At 42.0% G+C, this 24,380-nt stretch carries 13 protein-coding genes and 1 tRNA gene; 2 read left to right on the forward strand and 12 right to left on the reverse strand.

Features of this window, described 5'->3' with window-relative positions:
- Window position 1: 1 nt before the first annotated feature.
- The 4 genes from HY063_00330 to HY063_00345 form a co-directional block, all read right to left on the reverse strand.
- Window positions 2-1,516, reverse strand: coding sequence for a 2,3-bisphosphoglycerate-independent phosphoglycerate mutase (locus tag HY063_00330; GenBank protein MBI3500219.1), 1,515 nt, complete (start codon window positions 1,514-1,516; stop codon window positions 2-4).
- Window positions 1,513-2,502, reverse strand: coding sequence for a two-component sensor histidine kinase (locus tag HY063_00335; protein MBI3500220.1), 990 nt, complete (start codon window positions 2,500-2,502; stop codon window positions 1,513-1,515). The genes HY063_00330 and HY063_00335 overlap by 4 nt, the downstream gene beginning before the upstream one ends.
- Before the next feature lie 9 nt (window positions 2,503-2,511).
- Entirely contained in the window at window positions 2,512-3,762 is a 1,251-nt protein-coding gene (gene pepT / locus HY063_00340) for a peptidase T (GenBank protein MBI3500221.1), read from the reverse strand.
- Window positions 3,763-3,775: 13 nt separating this feature from the next.
- A tRNA-OTHER gene (locus tag HY063_00345) sits at window positions 3,776-3,840 on the reverse strand.
- Between the two features lie 196 nt (window positions 3,841-4,036).
- Between HY063_00345 and HY063_00350 the strand changes: the two genes are divergently transcribed.
- On the forward strand, window positions 4,037-5,140 hold the full coding sequence (locus HY063_00350; GenBank protein ID MBI3500222.1) for a Fic family protein: 1,104 nt from the start codon (window positions 4,037-4,039) through the stop codon (window positions 5,138-5,140).
- Window positions 5,141-5,245: 105 nt separating this feature from the next.
- Here the strand turns inward: HY063_00350 and HY063_00355 are convergent, their stop codons facing one another.
- The 7 genes from HY063_00355 to HY063_00385 all read right to left on the reverse strand — a co-directional run bounded on the left by HY063_00355 (window position 5,246) and on the right by HY063_00385 (window position 20,590).
- Window positions 5,246-6,382 carry a T9SS type A sorting domain-containing protein gene (locus HY063_00355; GenBank protein MBI3500223.1) on the reverse strand — a complete coding sequence of 379 codons (1,137 nt, stop codon included), beginning with the start codon at window positions 6,380-6,382 and terminating at the stop codon, window positions 5,246-5,248.
- 59 nt (window positions 6,383-6,441) lie between these two features.
- Complete coding sequence (locus HY063_00360; GenBank protein ID MBI3500224.1) at window positions 6,442-8,367, reverse strand: gliding motility-associated C-terminal domain-containing protein; 1,926 nt, start codon at window positions 8,365-8,367, stop codon at window positions 6,442-6,444.
- Between the two features lie 565 nt (window positions 8,368-8,932).
- On the reverse strand, window positions 8,933-12,358 hold the full coding sequence (locus HY063_00365) for a gliding motility-associated C-terminal domain-containing protein (protein ID MBI3500225.1): 3,426 nt from the start codon (window positions 12,356-12,358) through the stop codon (window positions 8,933-8,935).
- 30 nt (window positions 12,359-12,388) lie between these two features.
- On the reverse strand, window positions 12,389-13,669 hold the full coding sequence (locus HY063_00370) for a T9SS type A sorting domain-containing protein (GenBank protein MBI3500226.1): 1,281 nt from the start codon (window positions 13,667-13,669) through the stop codon (window positions 12,389-12,391).
- Between the two features lie 183 nt (window positions 13,670-13,852).
- Window positions 13,853-15,466, reverse strand: a complete 1,614-nt coding sequence (locus HY063_00375; GenBank protein MBI3500227.1) for a T9SS type A sorting domain-containing protein — start codon at window positions 15,464-15,466, stop codon at window positions 13,853-13,855.
- 99 nt (window positions 15,467-15,565) lie between these two features.
- Window positions 15,566-19,171 (reverse strand): gliding motility-associated C-terminal domain-containing protein, encoded by a 3,606-nt coding sequence (locus tag HY063_00380; GenBank protein MBI3500228.1) that lies wholly within the window; start codon window positions 19,169-19,171, stop codon window positions 15,566-15,568.
- Window positions 19,172-19,321: 150 nt separating this feature from the next.
- Window positions 19,322-20,590 carry a T9SS type A sorting domain-containing protein gene (locus HY063_00385; GenBank protein MBI3500229.1) on the reverse strand — a complete coding sequence of 423 codons (1,269 nt, stop codon included), beginning with the start codon at window positions 20,588-20,590 and terminating at the stop codon, window positions 19,322-19,324.
- A gap of 131 nt (window positions 20,591-20,721) precedes the next feature.
- Between HY063_00385 and HY063_00390 the strand changes: the two genes are divergently transcribed.
- A complete protein-coding gene (locus HY063_00390) occupies window positions 20,722-22,254 on the forward strand; it encodes a hypothetical protein (protein MBI3500230.1) in 1,533 nt (510 codons plus the stop codon).
- A gap of 4 nt (window positions 22,255-22,258) precedes the next feature.
- Here the strand turns inward: HY063_00390 and HY063_00395 are convergent.
- Window positions 22,259-24,380: hypothetical protein (locus HY063_00395; GenBank protein ID MBI3500231.1), on the reverse strand; the 2,122-nt coding region annotated here is incomplete at its 5' end.

Here is a 24,380-nt window from a genome sequence, read left to right on the forward strand (position 1 = left end):
CTTATATCAAAATTTTTCCCGTCATCTCCTTCGGAATTTCAATTCCCATAATTTTTAAAATGGTGGGAGCAAGGTCGGCAAGTTTTCCGTTGGAAATCTTTTTGTAATCACTATCAATTAAAATACAGGGAACCGGATTAGTGGTGTGCGCTGTGTTTGGCGAACCATCGGGATTAATCATGTATTCCGCATTTCCATGGTCGGCAATAATGATGAACGAATAATTATTTTTTAATCCGGCTTCAACCACTCTGCGATTGCATTCGTCAACGGTTTCAATTGCTTTTTGTACTGCTGAATAAACTCCGGTGTGCCCAACCATATCGGGATTGGCAAAGTTCAGGCAGACAAAGTCAGGAGTTGGGAGTTTAGAGTTCGGAGAAATTTCTTTTACCAAGGCATCGGTAACTTCTACTGCACTCATTTCGGGTTTTAAATCATACGTGGCAACTTTCGGAGAAGGAATCATGATTCGTTTCTCACCTTCAAATTCTTTTTCTCTTCCGCCCGAAAAGAAAAATGTAACGTGAGGATATTTCTCTGTCTCTGCAATTCGTAATTGCGTTTTGCCTGCTTTGCTCAGCACTTCTCCGAGTGTCATGCTCAGATTATCTTTTTCAAAAATCACATTCACATTTTTAAATGTATCATCATAGCGCGCCATGGTTACATAATGCAAAGGAATTGTTTTCATTCCGAAATCAGGAAAATCTTTTTGCGTGAGCACGGTTGTAATTTCTCTGCATCGGTCTGTACGGAAGTTGAAACAAATCACGCAATCATCTTCTTTAATTTTTCCTTCATCGGAAACAATACAGGGCTTGATAAATTCATCCGTCACATTTTCTGCATAGGAACTTTTAACGGCTTCTTCCGCATTGGAAAATTTTTTTCCGGTTCCGTTCACGAGCATATCGTATGCAAGTTTGATTCGCTCCCAGCGTTTGTCGCGGTCCATTGCGTAATATCTTCCTATGACAGTTGCAATTTTTCCGGTAGAGTTCTTCAAATGATTTTCTAAATTCTGAATATGTTTCAATCCGCTTTTCGGGTCGCAATCTCTTCCGTCCATGAATGCGTGAATGAAAACTTTTTCAAGTTTATGTTCTTTCGCTAAGTCGCAGAGTTTGTATAAATGTTTTTCATGCGAATGAATTCCTCCGGGAGAAACTAAACCCATAAGATGAAGCGCTTTGTTATTTTTTTTTGCGTATTCGAGCGCCTGAATCAGCACCGGATTTTTGTCAATAGTTTTTTCACGGACTGCTTTATTTATTTTCGCTAGGTCCTGATAAACAATTCTTCCTGCGCCAATGTTCAGATGCCCGACTTCTGAATTTCCCATTTGTCCTTCGGGAAGTCCAACATTTTCTCCGTTGGTGAGAAGCTGCGAGTGCGGATATGTTTTCAGAAGATGATTGTAAAAAGGAGTTTTCGAATTTGCAATCGCATCTGCTTTGGAACCATCACCGATTCCCCAGCCGTCAAGAATTATTAAGACAAGTTTTTTATTCATAACACTACTTCAAATATAGTTCCTCTCGGAGAACCGTGCCTGTCGGCAGGCAGGTTATCCTTCACTAAAATTTTTCCTCCGTGTTTCTCCACAAGATATTTCACAATGTATAATCCAAGACCTGTTCCTTTTGTCCTGCGTGTTTCTTCGCTACCCACTCTGTAAAATTTTTTAAAAATATTTTCTTTTTCTTCTGCTGAAATTCCTGTGCCTTCATCCGCCACGGATAAAATTACTCCGTTGCCTTGCTCTTTCAATATGACTTTTATCATTGAATTCTCCGGAGAATATTTTACAGCATTTTCAAAAAGATTCAGAATGATGGAAGGAAAAATGGTTTTATCAATGCTGAAAGAAACATTCGGCTGAATATCTAGCACAATTTTTTGCTTCGGCTGAAAAGTTTGAATAGTTTGCTTCATTCCTTCTTCAACATACTCCGAGAGGTTTACATTTTCTTTGTGCAGTTCAAAAGCCATTCCTTCAATCCGAGAAGCGAGCAAAATATTTTCCACCAGCATGTTTAATCTATCGGTATCGCCAATGGCATTGGAAATAATTTCTTTTTGTTTTTCTTTTTGCAAATCTCTTTTCAAAATAGTTTCGAGCGCGAGTTTAGTGGATGCAATCGGAGATTTCAATTCGTGCGTAACAGAAAGCAAAAAATTTTTCTGCTGTTCGGCAAGCGCGGCTTCTTGTTTAAATGTGTTTCTCACTCTTAAAAATGCAATTACAAGCAAAAGCAAAAAAACCATTCCTTCTCCTGCAATCATTAATTTCCGCGCGAAAAGTTTTTTCTCCAGTTCGTTTCCTTTTTCAATCACCAACTGCGGGTCTTCGTGATGAAGCAGATTGATTTCACTTTTCAACTGGTAAATTTCTTTGTTCTGCTGAATGAGCAAATAACTCCACCATGCGAACTGAATCAGCACATACACAACAAGAATATAAAAAAGAAAAAGAGGACGAGAATTTTTCGATTGCATTTTGCAATATTACGATTTCTCTTCCCAAATCATGCAGAGGTTCACAATGGTTTCAACTGCTTTCTGCATGTCCTGAACAGAAACCCATTCCTGTTTAGAATGAAACGCATGTTCGCCTGCGAAAATATTTGGACATGGCAACCCCATGTAAGAAAGGCGCGAACCATCTGTTCCTCCGCGAATGCTCGAGCGAATTGGTTTTATTCCGCTTCGCATGATTGCTTCCATAGCGTATTCAACTATCTGCGGATTTTTTTTCAAAACATTTTTCATGTTACGATATTGCTCGTGCACTTCAAACTCAAATGAGCATTTGGAATATTTCTTCAGAATATTTTTTGTACGCTTCTTCAGGAATGCTTCGTGCTTTTTCAATCCGCTTTCTGAAAAATCGCGGATGATAAATTTCAAAACCATTTTCTCAATCGTTCCGCTCATGGAAGTCGGGTGAATGAATCCTTCTTTCTTCTCCGTAGTTTCAGGCGCAAGTTTTTTCTTCGGAAGTTTTTCAATCAGCTCGGAAGCGATTTTGATTGCGCTCTGCATTTTTCCTTTCGCAAAACCGGGATGCGTGCTGAAGCCGTTGATTGTGATTGTAACTGCATCGGCAGAAAAAGTTTCGTCTTCCAAATGCCCGAGTGTTTCTCCATCCATCGTATAGCCAAAATCGGCTCCGAGTTTTTTCATATCGGCTTTGTCAACACCTCTTCCGATTTCCTCATCGGGCGTGAAAAGAATTTTAATGGTGCCGTGTTTTATCTGCGGCTTTTTTACGAGGTGATACACTGCGTCCATGATTTCTGCAAGCCCGGCTTTATTATCTGCGCCAAGAAGTGTTGTTCCATCAGCAGTAATAATATCATTGCCGATTTGATTTTTCAAATCAGTATGCTCCTTCGGGTAGAGAATTACTTTTTGTCCATCGGTGGAATTCGGAAGGGTAATGTTTTTTCCGTTGTAACTTTTATGCACAATGGGCTTCACCTCTTTTCCCGAACAATCGGGCGATGTATCCATGTGCGAGCAAAAACAAATCACCGGAACTTTTTTAGTTGTGTTTGAATTCAAAGTTGCGTACACATATCCGTTCTCATCCATATGCGCGTCAGAAATTCCCATAGCTAAAAGTTCTTCCGTCAAAACTTTTCCAAGATTTTTTTGTTTTTCAGTAGACGGATAAGTTGGAGAGTTCGGGTCAGATTGCGTATCAATCTGAACGTAGCGAAGAAAACGTTCGGCAACAGTATGATTGATTTTCATAGGAAGAAAAGTGTGGCATCTACTGGAGTTGAACCAGCGACACACGGATTTTCAGTCAGTGCGCCATCTATAAATGCCGAATATTTTTCAAATAACCAAAGCAAATGTATGCATTTGGTTGTAATGCTTGACATTTTCCCCACTCCTTTCCCCACTTCCCATTCGTATCTTCTATTAAATTATTTATGACATTTTGCGGAGAATAATAAAACTATTTACCGTATATTTGCGGAGATTAAATACTATTTCCACCGCATAAACAAGGAAAATAAAAATGGCAGGTATATACATACATCAGCGGAATAAATGGCCTCATTTCACTTGGGACAATGAAGTCGTTCTGCCTATTTTATCAAACATAAGGCATAAACAAGGCCGCTTAAAAGGGTACATGGAGATGCTGGGTTTCGCTACGAGGAATGAAACTGTTTTGCAAACTTTAACGCTTGATGTGTTGAAGTCAACCGAGATTGAAGGGGAGATTTTGAACCCGGAGCAAGTCCGCTCCTCAATAGCAAGACGATTGGGAATGGATATCGCAGGGTTAGTTCCTGCCGATAGAAATGTAGAGGGTGTTGTTGAAATGATGCTGGATGCAACACAAAATTATAATCGGAAACTTACTAAAGACCGATTATTCGGATGGCATTCAGCATTATTCCCTGCAGGAAGAAGCGGAATGTATAAAATAGTCGTTGGTAATTGGAGGGATAATAAGAAAGGTCCCATGCAAGTAGTTTCAGGCGCTATGGGCAAGGAAAAAATACATTACCAAGCACCCGAATCAAATCGTTTGAAAAAAGAAATGCAATTACTTTTAGAATGGTTTAATACCAATAATTCCACAGATGCAGTATTGAAATCCGCTATTGCGCATTTTTGGTTTGTAACCATCCATCCTTTTGATGATGGCAACGGACGTATTGCCCGCGCTATTGCGGATATGCAACTGGCAAAAGCAGACAACGGCTCTCAACGTTTTTACAGCATGTCTGCACAAATTCGCCTTGAACGAAATGCATATTATGAAATTCTGGAAAGAACTCAAAAAGGGAACCTCGACATTACCGAATGGTTGAAATGGTTTTTGCTTTGTTTAGACCGCGCATTAAATGCAACGGATAAAATTCTAAAACGTGTTTTGAATAAAGCAAAGTTCTGGGATAAGCACACTGAAACAACCATCAATGAACGGCAGCGTTTGCTCATTAATAAACTTTTTGATGGTTTTACAGGAAAGCTTACTTCATCCAAGTGGGCAAAAATCGCCAAGTGTTCACCCGATACGGCTCTCCGCGATATAAATGATTTAATGGATAAAAATATTTTGCAGAAAGAGCGGGCAGGAGGCAGGAGTACAAGTTATATTTTGAAATAAAATAACAATCAGCGGATTGAAAAAATTTAGATAACAGCCGTAAAATAAATTTTTATTTTGAACGAGGGCATCAAATGCACATCCTCTTTTAAACAAGGTAAATAGTTACTGAACAACTATCTTTTTCACGCCAACTCTGTTTCCGCAGGAAACGCTGAGCGCATACATGCCTGAAGAAAGATGAGAAGGAACATCAAGTGAAGTAATGATTCCTTGTCCATTTACATCAAGCGGAAGTGTGTTTGAGTAAACAGCGTTTCCATTCAAATCGTAAAGATGAATGGAAATATCATTGCACGAAGGGAGATTTGTAAGTTCAAGATTGATTTTATCCGATGAAGAAACAAGATTTGGATTCACAAACATCCATTCAACATTATTCGGGTCAAAGTCAACAGAAACAGGATTGAAGATTTCAAACTTGCCATCAAAGTCGGTTTGCTTTAATCGGTAATAAGAAGTTCCAACAACCGGGTCTGTATCAATCCATGAATATGTTTTTTGCGTGGAAGAATTGCCTGCGCTTTTAACTGTTCCGATAGAAGAAAAATTAATTCCATCAACACTGCGCTCAATGGAAAAATAATCGTTGTTGGTTTCGGTGGCAGTTATCCAGTTTACTTGAAGTTCTTTTGGGGAAATGGGAAATGCATTAAAAGAAAGAAGTTCAATAGGTAATAAAACTGCTTTGCCAATACAGATAGAAAAACGTGGATTTGCTCCGTCATAAATAACTCTGACAAAATAACAATTTCCTCCAGTTAATCCGGATGTAGTCATTATACCGCAGCCTGGAGAACAAGAACTAGAATAACAGTTAAGTTGTGATAAGCCAGCGCAACCTCCAGAAATACATGAGGAAGTAGTAGAATATATTTTAAGATTCATTACAGTTGCGGTTACATCTTCCCTTGAAACTTCTATATCAACTGTGTTTAATCCTGCAGGCACTTTGAATTTAAACCAAACATCATTCCCAGTAACAGGACATGAAACTCCTATGCATTTTGGCGCATTAGGAGAAGTAGCGCAAGTGTATGCCGATGGATCAAATTTACAATAGTTGGTACCGCATCCGCAAAAAGCATTGCCCAAACCGGCAGGACTACATCCTGCTCCGCCACCAGTAGCAGATGCACAAGTTTGTCCAAGGTCTATTGCTGTAGTGCAATCATCCTGTGCAAAACAAATAGTGCATACAAAAACCCCAAATACAAGTAAATATATTTTGTAATGATTCATTTCAAGAATACAATAGTACTCATTTTATTTTTCATAAAAAACTATTACGTCTAATATTTTCAGCGAACCAGCGAAACATTTCCTTGCTTATGAATTTTTGTTCCGCTTGTCAAATTAATGTCGCAATAAAAAGTGAGCACAGCGGTATTCATGGTTGTTCCTCTGAATTCACCATCCCATTGAAAATTTTTATCAGATGATTCGAAAATCTTTTCTCCCCAGCGGTTGTAAATTCGGATGTGAAGCGATTCCACACATTCTTTTTTTCCGTAAAGATAAAACAAATCATTTTCTCCATCCTCGTTCGGAGAAAAAGCATTGGGCAGGTAAATGCTTGCCGAACAGTCAATCGGTTCAACTTTCACTGTAACACAAGCTGTATCCGTGCAACCTGAATCAGAAACAGCAACGCAATAAACTGTTGTGACGAGCGGAGAAACATTTATTATATTTCCACTTTGCCCATTGCTCCAAACATAACTTCCGCTGCTACCGTTGCCGCTGAGAACTGCGTTTCCGCCAACCGTAATCGTAGTGTCTCCGCTTGCTTGTACGGTAACAGCAGAAGTTGAGTTCACCGCCACAGTTTGAGAGGTACTACATCCATTCGCGTCCGTAATCGTTACTGAATAATTTCCTCCGGATAAATTTGAAATTGCTGATGAAGTTTGCCCGTTATTCCATAAATAAGTATAAGAAGGGCTGCCTCCTGCCGCTGCAACTGCTGCCGTTCCATTATTATTCCCGCAGGTTGCATCGGTAGAATTTATTGTTGAAATAAGTTGAGACGGCTGTGTAATGGAGACGCTGGTCGTATCGCTGTTTCCGTTCGCATCAAACACTACCACTGAATAATTTCCTGCGCAGAGGTTGGAAATGTTTTGTGTGGTCTGCCCGGAAGGAAGCCATTGAAATGTGTAAGGAGAACTTCCGCCCGTTGGAGTTGATGATGCTGTTCCGTTACAGGAATTGAAACAGGAAACATTTGTTGAAGTTGCCGCAATAGTAACAACTCCGCAGGGATTATTTGACGGGTCAAAGTATTCATAAAAATCATTGAAATAATTTCCGAGTTTGTCAAGCCCTGTTCCGAAATAGCCGTGACAGTTAATTGCGAAAGCAGAATGTTCAATTCCAATTCGTGCCGTGCCGATGAAATTCGGAATTGCAGTCCATGAATTTGTTGCGGGATTGTAAGAATAAAAATCATTGAAGTAAGTGTTGCCGTTAAATCCTGTTCCGATGTATCCTAAATTTCCGATGGCAAGACCGGTTGCTTCGGAGCGCGCAAGCCCGGGGAAATTTGCTTTTGCCGTCCATGAATTAGAAGCAGGGTCATACTGCCAGAAATCTTTTAGATAGCCCGATGTTGCGCTTCCTGTTCCGAGATAACCAAAATTCCCTATAGAAAATCCGACAGCGGTAACGCGCGCGCTCCCGCCAAAGTTCGCTTTCTGCGTCCATGAATTTGAAGCGGGGTCATACGCCCAGAAATCTTTCATGAAAGTTGTTCCGTCATAACCGGTTCCAACATAGCCGATATTTCCGATAGAAAAACTCACCGGCATTGAGCGCGCTGCTCCGGGAAAATTTGCTTTCTGCACCCATGAATTTGTAGATGGGTCATATTCCCAAAAATCCGGAACATAATTATTTCCGTTGTTAACCCCGATTCCTACATATCCTTTATTCCCTATGGAAAATGCCGCAGCGCCCTGCCTTCCCAACGCGGGAAGATTTGCTTTTTGCGCCCATGAATTTGCCGATGGGTCGTATTCCCATAAATCATTTTTGAAATTTCCGATATTGTCCACGCCCATTCCGAGATAGCCCTTGCTTCCGATGGCGAATCCTACTGCGTCTGGTCGTTTCGTTCCGGGAAAATTTGTTTTTTGCGTCCAAACTCCTTGCGCAAGGCAGAAGGCAGAAGGCAAAAGGCAGAAGGTAATAAATACAGAAAAAGAAAGAGAAGAAATTTTTTTCATGATGTTGGCGTAAAATTTACAACACAAAATTACCTCGCGCCAATGGAATAGCCAACCCAAAACAACTCAATAATTGCAGGTCAAACTCTATACGGAAATATCCTTTATCAATCAGTGATGTGTCTGCAACAGGGAGGGAGACAGTTACAGAAGTTTTATAGTTCGTTTTCGGAAATGTCCGCCAGTTTCATTATGCTTCTAAAAAAGAAAGAAATCAGCATACATTAAAGAGCAATGTATTCACATTACCGAAAAATATATCTCTATTAAATACCGATATGGCTGCATGCAAGAGCGATGTATTAATATGCAAAAGCAATAGAGCTGCATGAACGGATTATGTATGTGTATCAGCGCGCAATGTACCTGCCTTGAAGCGTGATTTATCTTTATTAAAGAGGAATGTATGTATAGTGCTTTTCGATGTAGGTACATAAGAGAACGATGTATGAACATAGGAGAGCGATGTATGTACATCAGAGAGCGATGTATGAACATTACCTGGCAATACGCATACATTGCTTTGCGCTATTGCGGAATAAATGCAACCGTGTTGCTCCAATCTTTATCTTATCACACTAACATTCCCTGCTTTCCTCGTCTGGCTTCCGTCTTTGTAATTTATTTCCAGAATATATGCAAGCACAGAAGAGTCCATAATTTTATTTTTGAAAATGCCGTCCCATTTGAATTGAGGGTCAGAAGATTCAAAGACCTTTTCTCCCCATCGGTTATAGATTACAATGTGAAGTTTTTCTAAGCAGTCATAACTGCCGTAGTAGATTTTCAGTTCATCATTTTCTCCATCGCCATTGGGAGAAAATGCGTTAGGCAAGAAAAGTTCTCCTGCAGAATCACAGTTTACCGGCTCAATTTTTACAAACACGGTCACACAATCTGAATCTGAACAGCCGAAAGAATTTGTAACCGTAACGCAATAAACCGTTGTTACTGCCGGTGACACTGCTGCTGCAACTGTAGTTTCACCATTGCTCCACAAATAATTTCCACCTCCGCTTGCAATGAGTGTTGTAGTTTGTCCTTGTGTAATTGTAATATCTGTTCCTGCGCTTGCGGTGGGTAAAGGATTTACTATAACATTTGCATACGCAGTATCGCTGCACGAACCTATAGTTACAATCACCGAATAACTGCCTGCTGCTGCCATTGCCACTGCTGCTGTCGTTTGCCCTGTGCTCCACAAATAATTTCCTCCACCGCTGGCGGTGAGCGTTGCAGTTTCTCCTGCACAAATAGTTGCACTGTTTGCATTTGCAACGGGAGGCGGTGCAACAATTACAGTAACCGAAACAGTGTCCGCACAATTTCCGCTGGATGCAATGACCGAATAAGTGGCGGTGGCAGTGGCAGTAATGGATGAAGTAGTTTGTCCCGTGCTCCACGAATAATTTATTCCGCCCGATGCGGTGAGTGTTGCAATATCGCCCGCACAAATAGTGGTATTTCCGCTGACAGATGCAGTGATGGAATTTGAAACCGTAACCATAACAGAATCCGTACTTGTTCCGCAGGAATTTGAAGTTGAAACAGAATAAGATGTCGTAGCAGTTGGAGAAATAAAAATTGCAGAAGTGGTTTGCCCCGTGCTCCAGGAATAATTTCCGTTTCCATTTGCAGAGAGTGTAACAACCGAGCCCGGGCAAACAGTAACATTTGGACTTGCATTTACAAACGGCAGAGGGAAAACAGAAACTGTTGCTGAAGTTGTATCTGCACAATTTCCATTTGAAACAATGACCGTGAAGGTTGAGGTTGATGTTAAGGTTGAAGTAATTGAAGAAGTTGTTTGTCCTGTGTTCCACGAATAATTATTTCCGCCTGATGCAGCCAGCGTTATGTTTTGTCCCGAACAAAGAGTGGCTGCTCCGGAAATAACAGCGGCAGGAGTTTGTGTTACACTTACAATCGCAGTATCAATGCTTGAAGAATTATTTGCATCGGTAACAGTAATTGTATAAGTTGTGTTTGAAGTGGGGCAAGCACTGATGGAGGAAGTTGTCTGCCCTCCGGGATTCCACGAGTAAGTGTAAGGAGAACTTCCTCCTGAAACAGAGGAAGCAATAGTTGTACAAGAACCGGAACAAATTGAATTTCCGGTGGCAGTTATTGTCGGAGTGGAAACCACAGCAGTGCACTGTATATTATCAAAGTAAACATAATTTACACCACCACAGTTTCCACACCTTGCAACGAAAGATATAGTGTTGAAATTTGCTGTTGGCGTAAAACTCACTGTATAAGTTTGCCATGGAATGTTGGTGATGGCGGGGGAAGTCCAAAGTAAGTTCGTTCCTATTCCGCAGCCGGATGTAGAGCCGTACACTTCCACATATCCTGTAAAAGTTAAAGAGCAACTGTCGCTGCCCGTTGCCATGTCAATTGTAAAAGCGCAAGGAACACCGGCAGTAAGCGGAGTTGACAACACCTGATAAAAACTTTCCTGAATAATTAATCCTCCTGCCGCGCCAACATAATCAGTTCCGTGGCTTGCACCTCCGGTATGCGGACAAGGAGTGCCACCCAAACCCGTATACCCATCGGGAGATGTCTGGCAAATTGTCCACGGTGTTGGAATGATTCCCCATCCTGTAGGACCACCTTCAAAATCCGGATTCACAAATGCGGGGCATTGAGTGGAACTTGGGCATGGCTGAACAACCACATTTACGCTGTCACTATTATTTCCGCAAGCATTTGAAACCGAAACTGTGTAGTTAGATGCGGAGGTCGGAGAAACAATAATTGATGAGGTTGATTGCCCGGTGTTCCACGAATAATTTCCTCCACCGCTTGCTGTGAGTGTTGCGCTTCCTCCTGTGCAAATAGTTACATCAGGTCCTGCATTAGCAATGGGCGCGCCCGAAGAAAGAGTGAGAGTAGTATCAAAATAACTTTCTATAAAATTTGTTAAGCCGAGCCAGGTAGTTGTAAGCGCTATTGCATTTGCGGAATAATTGCAGGCAACACCCAACGCATTTGGATTATTGATTACATCCATTCCCATATTGAATACCGAAATATAAATTTTCCCGTCAAGAGCATTTTGCAAAGTATGAATGCCGCCTGATGCACTCACAGGAGAAATTAATGTTTTAGAAGCGACAATTTGCGCAGGAGTTCCTGCCAGCATATCATATTGATAAAGGTTGTTACTATTTACGACATATAATCGTGAATTATCGGGAGAAAAACTTGAACCATAATTTCCCACCAGTGAGAGATTAAGCGGATTGGAAACAACTCCTGTCGTAGTGTTGAAGTCAAACATATATCCCAAGCTGGGAAAAAAAACTTTGCTTCCATCGGGAGAAAATTTCAGATAGCCGATAGCGCATCCGCTCAATCCCGGTGAAATGGAAGTAATCACTGGCGCCTGCACGCCTGCTGATGTTACAAGGAAAGCGAAAAACTTATTCGTTGAATCGTGCGTCATCACCCACACATCATTTCCATTAGCGTGATGAACCGCAGACGACCACTCAGCGCATTTATAATTGATGAGCACATTGTTTGCCGATGAAACATCTCCCAGCCCGCTTTGCAATGTCATATCCACAGTAGAGTAAGTGTATCCGCATCCGTGCGGACAGCTTCCGCCCGTGCATCCTTCCTGATTGAAAATATAATAGATGTTCGGGTCGCAGGGCTTGGGAACAATCACCACGCCTTGCGAAGTGGAAACATCTCCCCAAAGCCCGACCAATGAGCCCGGCATGATTGTTTGATTTTTATTCCACACATTCACGCCATTGGTGCTGAATAAAAAATTGCCATTCACATCAGATATGGTTGCGCATCCTTCGGCAGAAAAAAGTTGCCCGCCACCGATCACCACAGGCGAGCCGCTGGAAAAATCCAACCCCGCCTTGTTGCCGAAATACCAGATGTTGGTTCTTTTAATTTGGTTTTGTGAAAAAGAAACAGTAAGTGAAAGAAAAAATAAAACAAGTATTGAAAAAAATAATTTCATTGAAAAACATTTGTTAATGAATATACTTTTTTATTCAATAACTATTTTCTTCACCAAATAATTTTCTCCAGAATAAATCTTCACCGAATAAACTCCTTTCGCAGCGTTTAAGTTTAGAGTTCCGAGTTTAGAGTTTAGAGTTTTTTGTTCTACAATTTTTCCCATTATGTCATAAACTTCTACTTTTTCAACTTTGAACTCTGAACTCCGAACTTCGAACTCCCCGCTTGATGGATTCGGAAACACATTTATATTTTCTTCCGATAAAATAAATTCTTGTGTTGAAGTCGGAGGAGGCGGAGGTGGGGGTGGCGGGCTTCCTGCACAAGTCGGCTGGTTGGTATATGAAACCGAACTGCTTGGCGTGCATCCCAATTGCTGATAAAGAAAATCACTTGAAATAAAAATAGTCGTATCCAAATTTGCCTGCGGAGAACCGGGAGAAGTATGGTGTTGTCCATAATAAGTGTGATAAGGATTTGTCAATCCGATGTGATAAGCGCGGATGTGCATCGTGCAGGTTCCGCTTACCGTCATGATAGGCAATCCAAGCGGGTCGCTCATCATATGCGTGTCGTACGGAACAAGTTCGTCAGCTCCTCCTTGCGCGCTCACCATCGGAATATCTCCGGGTTGCATCCATGTTGTGTCAAAGATGGCACCGCAAAGATTGACGATGGCATTCACAGAAGAAGAGTATCCGGAATTTCCGCTGCTGCCTTCGAGTCCTCCCAGTAAATTAGTATCAATCGCAGAAGGAACTTCTGATGGTTTATCTAAATATGCAAGTTGAACCACCATGAATCCTCCTGCAGAAGCGCCTCCTGCGAAAATATAATTTGGATCAATTCTATAGATATTATTTGTTGACGCATCCTTTCTGAAAAAACGAATTGCAGATTTCATATCCTGCATCGCCCTCCATGTTGCGCTTTCAAAATCTTTTGCTGTTGCGGGCCAAGCCATTCCCATTCGGTAGTCAATCGAAACTGCAACATACCCGCGCTTGGCGAACGCAGTGCAATAATCAATCGCGTACTGGTCTGTTTTAGAGCCAAGCACGAATCCTCCTCCATGCGCAAAAATGATTAGCGGACGTTTGGGTGCAACATCTCCTGAAGGTTCATACACATCCATAATAAGAATTTGGTTATTCCCGTTTATGTCAATGTTCTGTCCATAGGAAACATTGCTGGAAGTAATCACAGTCGGAAAAATTTCCGTGTCATATCTTGCAGAACCGCAATAGTTCTGAGAGAAAACAGAAGTGACTGTAAATGAAAATCCGAGAAGAAGAAGATTTTTTTTCATGATGTTGGCTTTTAATTACAAGACAAAGTTACTTTGACATTGTGTAAAGAAAAAGTCAACTCATTTTAATAATTGCAGGTCAGAATTCTTTTAAAATAGTAAGGGGCTAATCCCATGCAACTGGAACCGCCCCTTTGCCAACACCAACCTATCCCCCGATAAATCGGGGGAAAAGTTGTTCCCCTATTTATTCAGCAGCATGAGTTGCCCTTCAAGATGTTTCTGGTCTGTTATGATTCTATAAAAATAAATTCCATCGCTGATTTTATTTCCGCTCTCACTTCTTCCGTCCCAAATCACTTGCTGCGTTCCTCCTGTTTGTTCTTTGAAAAACATTTTTACTTTTTCTCCTATGCTGCTGAAAATTTCAATCTTCACATCGGAAGGGCTGTTCAAATAATATTGAAATGTAACCTGATTCGTAAACGGATTCGGAAAAGTATAGCAGGCAAAATTATTTTTCACTTCTTCATTCACATTTGTAGTCAGGGGAGGATTCAGCAAACTGTCAATGTTGATGTTCTCATCCCCCGGCTGATAAATCAAATACTGAATGCCATCAAAAAGCATTTCGTTGGTCGTGCTCGTTCCTGCCGTTACAAGTTGCGGAGGACTGTTCGGATTATTCGGATTGTTGCTCGTGTTATCATACACATGTGAAGTAAATAAAGTATATCCCATAGGAATCTTCAGCAACTTTTTGTAAGTGTAATATCCCTGCCAGTGAAAATCCCAGTTGTTCTCTTTGATGAGCGGAATGGTATCGTTGCCATTATAGGCGTATGTCTCCACACTTTTTCCCAGCAGATGCATGTGCGGAAATACGCTGAAGAGAGAAATGCTGGTGAGAGGAGCATAGTGCGCTGTGTATGTTTGCACAAAGTTGGGAAGAATAAACAGCGACCAGTTTGTAAGCGGAACGGATGAATACACTTCGCGAAATGTTGTTACGCTGCTTGGATAAAAAAATAAACGAACCTGAGTGCTGTCCACGCTTCCCGCGCTGCCGGCAGGATAATGAATCTGCAAAACAATTTTTGAACCTGCTTTCAAGCGTATTCCCATTTGATTGGGCGCAGTACTCGGAAAAATAATTGGTCTTTCTCCCGGAGCATAACCGCCAAGCCCGATTTGTCCGCCCATCGTATAACAATTTCCAGAAGTGTCGGTAGAAGAATTTCCGGTTGTATCTTCAGAAGCAATCACATGGTGCACAATGGCGGCATTTCCCGGAAGCACTTCAAGCGCTTTGATGATTCTATCCTGCGTGAGATTTGTAGGAATGGAAAAACAAACATAAGTATCTTTTGTGCTTGCTTTGCTGGTGAAAGTCGGCATCTTCAAAATCAAATCAGGAGTGCCCGACAATTGAATGTTCTGCGCGGGATAAGTAGGAGGCGTGGGCGCGCTGGAAGGATTTCCCTGCGGAGAACCGTTGTTTACCCAGGTTACGATTTCATTTATTTCCTGCTGAGACAGAATCCGTTCATTCACAAAACGATTCGGCTGGTGTGAACTTGTGTGATAAGAAGTATCGGGAGACCAAGGCGGCATTTTTCCGCTGAGCACATCCTGCTTCATCAAACCGCTCCATGCCTGCGCATCTGAATAAGTGATGAGCGGAAAAGGTGCAAGTCCGTTTTTGTGATGACAACTCGTACATTTTGCGTACAAGATGGGAGCGATGTCTTGAGCCCAGTTTGGATTTTGAGAGAATGACACTTCGACTCCGCTCAGTGCAACAAAAATGAAAAAGGAAAAACACAAGGCGAATAAAATGTGTAATGTTTTTTTCATGGCGTGTTAGAATTAATTTTTGGTAAAAGTATTTCAGTCAATGTTCTCCGGCAATTCATCTTCAAATAAAAATGACAGGTCTAACGCGGGAGAAAATATTTACCGTATCAAGCTGATGTTTCCTTTCCTGCTGATTTTGCTTCCGTTGATAATAGTTGCGTCAAAGAAATAAACGAAGACACTCGTATTCAATCTTTCTCCACCAAAAGTTCCATCCCAACCCTGTGTTATATCTGTTGTTTCAAAGACCTTTTCTCCCCAGCGGTTGAAAATTCTCAACTGAGCTTTTTCCACGCAATAGGGATTGTAGTGCATGTGCAAAATATCATTCTCTCCATCCCCGTTCGGAGAAAAAGCATTCGGAATAAATAAATTATCCGTGCAATCAGGTTCTTTCACAAACACAGTTACTTCATCCGAAGAAGAACATCCGTTCACATCTGTAACAAAAACTGTGTAGGTAGTTGTTGAAGGAGGCGAAGCATTTGGGTTTGCACAATTACTGCAACTTAAATTTGTCGGAGGAATCCATGAATAAGAATTTCCGCCTGAAGCAGAAAGCAAAGTGCTTTGTCCCATATCAATCGTTGCATCTGTTCCTGCGTTCGCTGTCGGTAAGGGATTTACAAAAACATTTACGCTTGCAGTATCGCTGCAACTTCCAACCGAAACAACTACTGAATAATTTCCTGCTGAAGTCACAGAAATATTCTGCGTGTTCGCGCCTGTGCTCCATAAATAATTTCCTCCACCGCTTGCTGAAAGATTTGCAAAATCTCCCTGGCAAATTGTTGTGTTGCCGGAAATATTTGCAATAGGCGGAGGGGAAACAGTTACAGAAATTGTGGAAGTGTTCGTGCATCCGTTCGCATCTGTTCCAATTACTGTATATGTCGTTGTTACTGCGGGTGCAACTGCAACTGCTGCTCCTGTTGAGCCATTGCTCCACGAATAAACAACTCCACCGCTTGCAGTAAGAATTGTTTGGTCGCCTTGGCACAATATGGTATTTCCAGAAACAGAAATTGTTGGCGGAGTTGGTCCTGCAACAGAAACGGTTTGTGTTGCCGTGCATCCATTCGCATCGGTAACAGTCACAGAATAATTTCCCGATGAAAGATTATTTGCTGTCTGTGAAGTTTGCCCGTTGCTCCATACATATATATAGGTAGAAGTTCCGCCCGAAGCATTTGCAGTTGCGCTTCCATTCGGAGAAATACAACTTGTATTTCCCGTAGAAGAAGCAGAAACTGAAAGCGCAGACGGCTGAGAAATATTTATTGCAGCAGAACTTGTACATCCGTTCGCGTCAGTAACGACCACAGAATAATTTCCTGCCGAAAGATTATTTGCACTTGAAGTTGTCTGACCATTGTTCCAGAGATAAGAGTACGAAGAATTTCCTCCCGATACGGAGACAGTTGCGCTTCCATTATTTCCTCCATTGCAGGAAACATTTTGAGAAGAAGCGACAGGAACAATCGCTGTCGGCTGCGTGATTGAAATTGTTTGCGTGCTTGAACATCCTCCTGCATCAGTCACAGTCACAGTATAATTTCCTGCCGAAAGCCCGGTTGCCGAGCTTGTCGAAGCACCGCTGCTCCACTGAAAAGTATAAGGAGGGTTTCCTCCGCTCACGCTTGCTGTTGCGTTTCCGTTATTTCCTCCGTTGCACGAAACATTATTCGCGTTCACAGAAATATTTCCTCCGCCAGAATTTGTAACTGAAGTCGTGTAAGTAAAAGATGTGTTGCAGTTTGTTGAAAGCACCACCGAGTAAGTTCCCGCGCAAAGTCCTGTTGCGGTTTGTGTGGTTTGTCCGCCCGGAAACCATTGATAAGAAAAGTTGGAAGCGTTTCCGCAGGAAGTTGCGCTCACGGTAGCGGAACCATTGCAGGCAGTGCATCCTGTAGCAGGAGTTGCGCTCACATTGATGGACATGTTGCTCGCAGGCAAATTTATTTCCGTGACGAAACCATTTCCGCAGGCATATAATTTATTGTTCGGTCCGAGCTTTAAATCAAAAACGGTATTTGTAAGCGTGTAGGTATTCACCAGCGTGAGCGCGGAATTATAAACTTTGATGGACGACTGCGCGCCTACATAAATATTATCACATTCATCCACCGCCAATCCTCCCCACTGAAATTTTGTTGCTGTGATATTCGTTACGCTCACCGATGCTCCCGTGTTTTTATCCCAGCGTTTCAAATCAGAACCATCGTATGTAAAAACATAACTCGGGCTCACCGCTAATCCGTTAAAACCATTCGTCATTGTGTATGCGATACCGGCTTCCTGAAAAGTATGACTCGTGGAAACAGAAAAACTAAGGGGAAGCAAATTCGGAATGGGACATTTATATAATTTATTATCGTAGGGAGAACTCCATCCGCTGCCGGCACAAAGCATATAGCAGAAATTACTGTTGTTGTCAACTCCCAAAAGCGCCATGTCATTGTAAGCGCTGGAAGCAGAAAGAACATTTACCGGTGTGATGGTGGTGAAATTTGTATCTATTACGGCTGACTGATAATTTGCCAGCGTTCCTCCGCCCGCTAAAACAATTTTTCCGATACAGCGATTATATTCTGCTCGCCAAACTTCATTCATTGTATTTCCAACTGTGTAACTTGCGCTTTGTGTTCCGGCAGAATTTATTTTCAGCACGGTTGCTCCCGCAAGCACATGAAATCCTTCAGCGATATAACTTGTTCCGCTTACCTCATCCACAGCAAAATCTCCATACGCATTTCCCGTGATAGACCATCCGAAATTATTCGGGCAATGAAAAATCCACTGAATGGCTCCTGCGCTGTTGAATTTAGTAAGTTGGAAAGGACCGTAAGAGCCGTATGCATAAACATTTCCGTTCAGGTCGTAATTCACATCGTATGCTTTGTTGGTTCCGGGAAAATTCGGATTGGTTGTCCATGGATCAATAACAATAGATTTGAGATTTGAGATTTGAGATTTGAGATTTAGTTCAAATGCAATTATGTTATTCTCCAAAATAAAATTTGAAGCAACCAATTCCCCACCTTCATAATAAGAAACAGGCGCGTAGTCAATAAATTTTCCCATGGAAGTTTTAATAACTGAGTTTCCTTTTTCATCAATGGAAATATTTTTGGCGCCTGAGTATTTCATCTTGATTATTGAAGCATCCGCACCCGGATGAAGAATGATTGAATATTTTATTCCGCTACTATCTTTCGGGAAAATATATTCCACATCAATGTTCGGATAAAGATTTTTGTAGATGATTTTTCTGAAAGCATGAGCAGTGATTGTTTTTGTTTCGGGATAGGCGCTTCCGTAGGTGTAATAAAAAGGAACTTCCTCTTCTGATTTTACTTCTGTATTTTCATTTGCGCCTAACCATTCAATACCGAGATGATGAATGGTTGGTTTTGATTTCTCACTTATATTTTCTCCGCGCTCCGCTTTTTCGCGTTCTTCTTCCGAAAGTTTTTTTACTTCGGTGTATTCATACTTCAGTCCGTTTTTGCTGAAGAAAATATTTACTCCACCGCTGTTCGCGCTGAATAAAACATCATCGGCAAACTGTCCTTTATTCTCCACAAAAACTTTTTGGTCAAATGCATTGGAAGTCCATTTTTGTTTTCCCGTATTTTGATTAGCAAAAATTATTGCTGGCAATAAAATAAAAGGGAGAAAAAATTTAAGAGTAGAAGTTTTCATAGCGTGTTGGGTTTAATTTCTACACAAATGTATTTCAGCCCCGCTCTTTTTCCAATTCGTTTCTGTTCTTTGATGACGGGTCTAACAGGAAATAAAAAAACCCGAGCGAGTGTGCACGGGTTTAGTGGCGATAAGAATCAGACAAAAAAACTACTGAATAATCATCTTCTTCACAACTGAATTATCTCCTGAATATATTTTCACTGAATAAACTCCTTTCGCTGCGTTCAGGTTTACAGTTTCCTGTTTGCTGTTTGTGTTTTGTTTCAATACAATTTGTCCGAGAGAATTATAAACTTCTATTTTATTAATTGCAAACTGCGAACTGCCAACTGTAAACTGACCAGATGTTGGATTTGGAAAAACATTCACATCATTGCTGAATGAAATTTCATTCACACTTGTTGGTGTGCAAACTCCTGATGAAAGCAAACTTGCGCGCGCTCCGGCAAGGCATATATTCATACGCGCTGACTGGTCGGCTGTAAACATATTCCGGCAATTATCATTTGTGTAATCCATGAAATCCATCCATGTGATTCCATTGCCGCCTGTAGTGCATCCATCGGTTTTCGGAAAGGTCGGACATGCGCCTTGCGTTGCCTGAACTTGTGTGGGTGTGTCATTGCAGTAATCGCTGTAAGTGCATCCGGAATTATTATTTGTGTCTCCCCACAAGTGATGCAAATTCAGATAGTGCCCGACTTCGTGTGTAGTTGTTCTTCCTAAATTATATGGAGCAACGGCAGAGCCCATCGTTCCGAAAGCATTGTAATTAATCAGCACACCATCCTTTGAACCTTTGATGAGAGAAGTTCCGCCAGGCCAGAAACCGAGACCGCCAAGAAAAGAACCAAGCGGACAAACCCAGATGTTACAATATTTAGAAGTATCCCACGGATCCTGTCCGCCAAGTGAAGTGTACCATATAGAAGTATCACCGGAAAATAAAAGCGGTGTGCCGAAATCAGTTTTGGTAGTTTGCGTGCGCGTGATTCCGTTTGTGGAATTTCCATTCGGGTCAGATTGCGCTAAACAAAATTCAATTTGAGGGTCAACAGCAATGGTCTGAAATGCAAGCGGAGTATTCACCGCGTCTGAATTCATCCTGCGGAAATCCAGATTCAGCACATTTATCTGCGAAACGATTTGAGAATCGGAAACATTTTGCTGAGCAGTATTCCACACCACATGCACCACCACAGGAACTGTAACAACCGCATGAGTGCTGTTGTTATATTTTGTTTTCCATTCAGCGCGGAGTTTTTCCTGTTCCGCCATTTGTTGGTCGTAGTTTGGATTTTTCGCGCGCGCGTTCATGATTGCATTTTCCAGTGCGCAGGTAAGATTTTGCTGCGCGAAAACGGATGAAGTAATGAACAGCATGAACGCGAAAGTTGTTTGTAAAATTTTTTTCATAGCAGGTTTTATTGGTTGGCGTTTTAATTTCTTCAGACAAATGTAAGCAGAGAAAAAAACACAGGCAAGTTTATTTCAATTATAAATAGCAGGTCTAAATCCTGTTATCTTTGTTTTGAAAATCTTACTGCATGTCAAAAACCAGTTCGCCCGATTTGTATGAGTTGATTCAGTCGCTGAGCAAGGCGGAGAAAAGGCATTTCAAAGTTTTTTCTGAAAAGCATGTGATTGGCGAAGGCAATAAATATGTTTTGCTTTTTGATGAGATAGAAGCGCAGAATGAATATGATGAAGATGCGCTCATTAAACAGTTCACGCATTTTCCTTCGCTGAAAAAAAGATTATACGACAGCATCATGCGGAGTTTGGCGGTGTTTTATTCCGAGCAAAGCACCGATGCGTGGCTATATAATAATCTTCGCTACATAAAAATTCTTTTAGACAAAGCATTGCTCGGGCAGGCGAAAAAATTAATTACGAAGACAAAAGAAATTGCGAAGCAGCACGAAAACTTCCCTGTGCTCTACGCGCTTTTCATGCGCGAACTCGAAATCATCCGCTCCGAATCGTATGTGGGCGTGAACGAAGAACAGTTAAATAAAGTTTTTGATGAACTATATGATTCGATGGAAGTTTATAAAAACGCGCGCGAATATCACCGGCTTGGTATGCAGTTTTTCATCCGCGTACGCAAAGTGGGTGGTGCGCGAAGCCAGTCCGACTGGAAAAAATATTCCGACATCCTGAAACATCCCCTCCTGAAAAATGAGAAGAATGCAAAATCACTTGAAGCGAAATTCAATATGCACATGCTCTTGTGCGGGTATCATTTTATGCGCTACGATTTCGCAAAAGCAAACACGGCAAACGACCGCCTGATAAATTTGATTGAAGAAAATCCGCACATGAAAGAGGAGCGCTCGTCTCATTATCACATTGCGCTTCAAAACCAGATTATCTGCCAGTACCAGATGAATGATTGCGAAAAAGCGCTCGGCACGATTGAAAAATACAAAGTAAAAATCCTGACGGACGATTTACCACATCACAAAAAAAGCAATGCGTTTTATTTTTCGAATGCGGTGGAATTATTTTGCCTTAACCGGATGGGAAAGTTCAAAGAAGCAGTTGAGCGCATTCCCCTGCTCGAAGCCGAATTGAAGAAATATGATTTCAAACCGTTGCACAAAGAATACGAATGCCTTTATCTCTGCGGGATTTCAAAAACATATTTTGGCGCGGGTAATTACAAAGAGGCGAATAAATTTCTGAACCGTGTGCTGAACGAAACTGCGGGTGATTTGCGCTCGGATATTCACTGCTTCATGCGGATTATCGGAATCATCATGCACTACGAAATGGGCAACCAGGATTTGCTTGAATACATGGTGAAGTGGGCGTATCGCTATCTTGCCAAGCGGAATAAACTTTATAAGTTCGAAACAATCATTCTCGAATTCATCCGCAAAAAAATTCAGAAGTTAAACACGCGCAGTGAAACTGTTTCCGCTTTCACTGCTTTAAAAAAAGAACTGGAAAAACTTTTGCCTGACCCTTATGAAAACCGCCCGCTGATTGATTTCGAATTTCTCGAATGGCTGGAAAGCAAAATTGAGAACAAACCGTTTGCAGAGATTGTGAGCGAAAAATATTCGCAAAGATAATTTTTCACCAGCAGGCCTGCCACACTGTGCCGTCATACACCATTAATTTATGAATGGTGATGTCATAATAAATATCTCCTTCACCGGGAGAAGAAGGAGCACTTGCTCTTGGCTCAAGGCGCATCACATCATTGATATGCAGCGGACGCGCAGGAGCAGAAGTCCAAACGCCAACATTTCCTGATGCATCAATACGGATTCCGTTTCCGGTTGGAACATCATTTCTCCACGGAGCAATTACAAACCCTGCGCCCGGATTATTTATTGCTGTTCCTTTATAAAGAAGCAGGTGGTCGCCTGCCTGCGTTAAAGGATTCCATGCTCCAACACTCGTATTTGTAATTAATGCAGTTGCCATGTTTGTTCCGCGGTCTAACCAGATGCCATCATTAACGGCAGAAGTTGCCACCATCAACTTGGTAATAGGAGCGGTGGTACCGATGCCGACATTGCCAACGAAATAACCGCTGAACCCTCCGCCATCCTGTCCGACTGCTATGCTTCCGCTTGTAGTGATAGACCTTCCCGTGCCACTCACATTCCTCACGCTAAAAGCCGAAAGAACATTATCTGCAAGAGGGTTGCCGTCTATATTTCCATAGGAAGATATTGCAGGGCGCGCGTTCCCGTCTTGAATGCGAAAAAGCAAAGCGCCAGCATTTGATTGCAGAACACCTGTATTAGCCATAAAAACATCAAGAGCCGAACCGGGACTTGTTGTTCCGATTCCAACATTACCATTCGAAACAATTCTCATTCTCTCCAGCAAAGAATTTTGTGTAATGCCGGAAACTACTCCCGCAGGAACGGTTTGAAAAATTAAATTTCCTCCCACGCCTGTTCCTGTGCTCACGCCACCGTTCAAAATTAAATCGGCTCCCGCTTCATCCGTTTTATTAAATGCCTGCGTTGGATTTATGTTCACAGAAATTGGAGTTGTATCCTGCACACCTCTTCCTATGAATACATTTCGTATATCGGAATAAAATCCTCCACCGACTACAAATTGATTAGGACCTGTGCTTTTGCAATCTCTTCCTATTAATATGGTGCTGTAATGCCCGGCTGCCGAACTTGCAAACGCACCAAGAATTACATTACTGCTTTCAACGGATGAAGAGCCGTCTCCAATCACTACACTCGCTCTTGTAGAAACAGAGCCCAATCCAATGGCAATGGAATTTTGCGTACCGCTTGCATTCGCACCTCTGCCGATTGCAATGTTTCCTGCGCCTGGCGCCTGCGCTCCTGAACCAAGCGCAACTCCCAATGTGCCGGATGCGTTCGCACCGTAGCCAACGGAAACATCTTCGTTTCCCCCTGCAATCGAACTGTTCCCCAGTGCAGTTGCAAATGTATTGTTTGCCGAAGCATTCAGTCCGAATTTCTCGCTACCAAATCCGCTTCCTGGGCTTGTAATATTTCCCACCACATGAAGCATTGCAAGCGGAGTTGTTGTTCCTATTCCGATTCTCAAATTTAATGCGTCTTCAAAGATTGGAGTTTGAGTACAAGTTGCGGATGTTCCGTTTGACTTTATAATATAATCTGCCGTTGCGCATCCCACAGGACCGGTTGCTCCTGTCAAACCTGTTGCACCAGTTACACCTGCAATTCCTGTTGCACCTGTTGCGCCAGTCGCTCCGGTTACTCCTGCAATTCCTGTTGCGCCTGTTGCGCCATTTGTCCCTGCTGTTCCTGTCGGTCCTGTTGCTCCGGTTGCACCGGTTGCACCAGTTGCTCCTGTAAATCCTGCAATACCTGTTGGTCCAGTAGCACCTGTTGTTCCCGCAGTTCCTGTTGCGCCTGTCGAACCTGTCGGACCAATTCCTCCAGTGATTCCGCTGTTACAAAGAGAATTCCATGATGAAGAAATTTGTTTATAAAAAAAGAAACACGCGGAGTCAGTGTCATACACCAGCAATCCGTTTGCAGGAGTTGTGATGGCGAGACGCTGAAGAGCAGTTAATCTCGGAACAAGAAAACCTTTATCATTTGCGGGTGGACTTAAGTCAAGCACCGCGCTTGCATTCGGAGTTAATGTTCCGATTCCTACATTTTGGTTTTGCGCGGCAATGTTTCCGTGAAGAAACAATACGCAAACAGTGATGAAAAGAAAGAGTAGT

The sequence above is a fragment of the Bacteroidota bacterium genome, from assembly GCA_016195025.1.
In the GTDB taxonomy this organism is placed as follows: domain Bacteria; phylum Bacteroidota; class Bacteroidia; order Palsa-948; family Palsa-948; genus Palsa-948.

What these genes read in the sequence shown, in the direction of transcription:
- HY063_00330 (MBI3500219.1), bottom strand. Translation starts at nt 1,516, where the DNA reads ATGAATAAAAAACTTGTCTTAATAATTCTTGACGGCTGGGGAATCGGT.
- HY063_00335 (MBI3500220.1), bottom strand. Translation starts at nt 2,502, where the DNA reads ATGCAATCGAAAAATTCTCGTCCTCTTTTTCTTTTTTATATTCTTGTT.
- pepT (MBI3500221.1), bottom strand. Translation starts at nt 3,762, where the DNA reads ATGAAAATCAATCATACTGTTGCCGAACGTTTTCTTCGCTACGTTCAG.
- HY063_00350 (MBI3500222.1), top strand. Translation starts at nt 4,037, where the DNA reads ATGGCAGGTATATACATACATCAGCGGAATAAATGGCCTCATTTCACT.
- HY063_00355 (MBI3500223.1), bottom strand. Translation starts at nt 6,382, where the DNA reads ATGAATCATTACAAAATATATTTACTTGTATTTGGGGTTTTTGTATGC.
- HY063_00360 (MBI3500224.1), bottom strand. Translation starts at nt 8,367, where the DNA reads ATGAAAAAAATTTCTTCTCTTTCTTTTTCTGTATTTATTACCTTCTGC.
- HY063_00365 (MBI3500225.1), bottom strand. Translation starts at nt 12,358, where the DNA reads ATGAAATTATTTTTTTCAATACTTGTTTTATTTTTTCTTTCACTTACT.
- HY063_00370 (MBI3500226.1), bottom strand. Translation starts at nt 13,669, where the DNA reads ATGAAAAAAAATCTTCTTCTTCTCGGATTTTCATTTACAGTCACTTCT.
- HY063_00375 (MBI3500227.1), bottom strand. Translation starts at nt 15,466, where the DNA reads ATGAAAAAAACATTACACATTTTATTCGCCTTGTGTTTTTCCTTTTTC.
- HY063_00380 (MBI3500228.1), bottom strand. Translation starts at nt 19,171, where the DNA reads ATGAAAACTTCTACTCTTAAATTTTTTCTCCCTTTTATTTTATTGCCA.
- HY063_00385 (MBI3500229.1), bottom strand. Translation starts at nt 20,590, where the DNA reads ATGAAAAAAATTTTACAAACAACTTTCGCGTTCATGCTGTTCATTACT.
- HY063_00390 (MBI3500230.1), top strand. Translation starts at nt 20,722, where the DNA reads ATGTCAAAAACCAGTTCGCCCGATTTGTATGAGTTGATTCAGTCGCTG.